General features: G+C 42.2%; 3 protein-coding genes. 1 reads left to right on the top strand and 2 read right to left on the bottom strand.

The window, feature by feature from the left end:
- Positions 1 to 39: 39 nt before the first annotated feature.
- Positions 40 to 717, bottom strand: a complete 678-nt coding sequence (locus tag ACS8FD_RS13375; protein WP_439263414.1) for a phosphoglycolate phosphatase — start codon at positions 715 to 717, stop codon at positions 40 to 42.
- Positions 718 to 861: 144 nt separating this feature from the next.
- Positions 862 to 1362 carry a DUF4385 domain-containing protein gene (locus ACS8FD_RS13380; protein WP_439263416.1) on the bottom strand — a complete coding sequence of 167 codons (501 nt, stop codon included), beginning with the start codon at positions 1360 to 1362 and terminating at the stop codon, positions 862 to 864.
- 251 nt (positions 1363 to 1613) lie between these two features.
- On the opposite strand from ACS8FD_RS13380, the gene ACS8FD_RS13385 reads away from it, so the two are divergent.
- Positions 1614 to 1931, top strand: a complete 318-nt coding sequence (locus tag ACS8FD_RS13385; protein ID WP_439276245.1) for a hypothetical protein — start codon at positions 1614 to 1616, stop codon at positions 1929 to 1931.
- The last annotated feature ends 43 nt before the right edge of the window (positions 1932 to 1974 follow it).

Consider the following 1974-nt stretch of genomic DNA (forward strand, 5'->3'; position numbering starts at 1 on the left):
ATTTGCTTAGTGTTTTAAATGTTGTAAATACACTAGAGCTTAATTCTTCAAAAGGTATTCAACCAAAGCGGCAAAATCATCAAATGCTCGAGTAGGATTTAGCTCCCGAATGTCTTGCCCGTAGTTATAACCATAAGACAGCCCAAGGGTGTCCATATTGGCATTTTGTCCGGCTAATATATCGTTTCTTGAATCACCAATCATAATCGCTTGTTCTGGGGTGACATTTAACGTGTCGCAGACATAGAGTAGCGGCGCGGGGTCTGGTTTTTTAACAGGCAGGCTATCACCGCCTAAGACTTCTACAAACACATCCTGCCAGCCAAAAGATTGCAAGATTTTGGGGACGAAACGAATGGGCTTATTGGTCACTAACGCCAACGTATAGCCTGCAGCTTTGAGTTTTTTTAGTCCGTTATCTACATCTGGGTAGGCGACGGTTTTGCTACCGCTAATATTGTTATAAGCGGCAAAAAATACTTGCTCTGCGTGATCGGCCTCTTCAATCGTCAGCTCACCTTCTAAGACTTCTATTTTGCCTACCAACGCGCGCTCGACCAGCATTCTTGAGCCATTGCCGACCCAATTGCGTATGGTGTCGAGAGAGTAGGTTTCTTTACCGAGAGTGGTTAGCATCGCATTGGTCGCATCAGCCAAATCTGGCACACTATCAATTAAGGTGCCATCGAAATCAAAAATTAACAGTTGCTTATCCATTATTCCTCGCTACCTAGAAGTATTGCATTCGTTTTTTAAGTTATCAGATTTAAATTTTAGGTTTTCGTTCTGTCTTACCATAGCACAGCAAACCATTAAAACTAACTGTTACTAATGTTTTTAATATCTGACTTTTAACATATGCTATTCAACCTCTTTATAGCGCGCGCGGTGTTCCTTTTTCATCTTTAGATAGGTTTCGTTTTCGCGGCATTCATCCCATTTTTGTTTAAAAATACGTGCAGATTCCGCTTTGATAGGATCCTCCTCTTGCCGTGGCAGTTCTTCACGACCATGCGCGCCGCTTTGACCTTTTTTATCATCAGGTACGGGACCTTTATATTTTTTGCCGCCTTTATGATTGGCGTAGCGACGCGCACGGGTATAGCCCATTTGGATAAATTTGCGTGCCATATCGGCACCGACAAAGTCATCAGCAGCTAGATAATCCAAAAACATCTGATAAATGGTCTCGCTGCTTTCGGTTGCAATATCAGGCGTGGCAAAGCGCCAATGTGGCAATATTTCGGACTTATAAGGCTCAACCAATAGGACGCCTTGCTCACCGCGACCGACACGGTATAGCTCAGGATGCGCGCGCAAATCTAGGTTTTTATAATCCAAATCATAATCAAACTCTCTCATAGTCTTTCCTTATTCGTAGTCATTTTTTTAGTATTGAGCTATCAAATTTATCATTATCAATACTATCGAGTATACTGAGCACCCCTGTCTAAAAAACAGCACAAAAACGTTATGCAACCGTGACAGTAAGCGTTTAGCATAAGAAGAGTCATTAGTAGAATCAATCATTGGGCAGGTCTGAGTAGGTAGATGTCATGACAGTTAGTAAAAATATCGTAAATAAAAGCAGTCTAGCTAGCTCGACTTTTACGATGTCATTAAAACGTGCATTCATACTATTAGCGCTGCTGCTTATAAGTGTGCTAAGCACTAATACTGCTCATAGTGCGTGGTTTGAGCGTTTGATACCGCAAGGAGAAAGTTATACAGTACGCGAGACAGATCGTGATTTGGCGTTTGTGATTGATGGTTTTATCTATGATGCGCGTACGTCTTGTTTTTTAGCAGTGGGCGATCGGGTGATATTTTTTGAAGGGCGGCATGGTATTGATTACCGCGCGACGATTTATGATTTGGACTCGCGTGAGCGCTGTCAGCTGCTCTTACGCGGCCGGTTGTATCAAGAATAGATCGAACCAAAAATTAAACATAAAAAAAGCCCCAAACATTGCT

It is taken from the genome of Psychrobacter sp. 1U2 (assembly GCF_051847575.1).

Bases quoted from the DNA above. Each gene is read 5' to 3' on its own strand.
- ACS8FD_RS13375 (WP_439263414.1), bottom strand. From the start codon at position 717: ATGGATAAGCAACTGTTAATTTTTGATTTCGATGGCACCTTAATTGAT.
- ACS8FD_RS13380 (WP_439263416.1), bottom strand. From the start codon at position 1,362: ATGAGAGAGTTTGATTATGATTTGGATTATAAAAACCTAGATTTGCGC.
- ACS8FD_RS13385 (WP_439276245.1), top strand. From the start codon at position 1,614: ATGTCATTAAAACGTGCATTCATACTATTAGCGCTGCTGCTTATAAGT.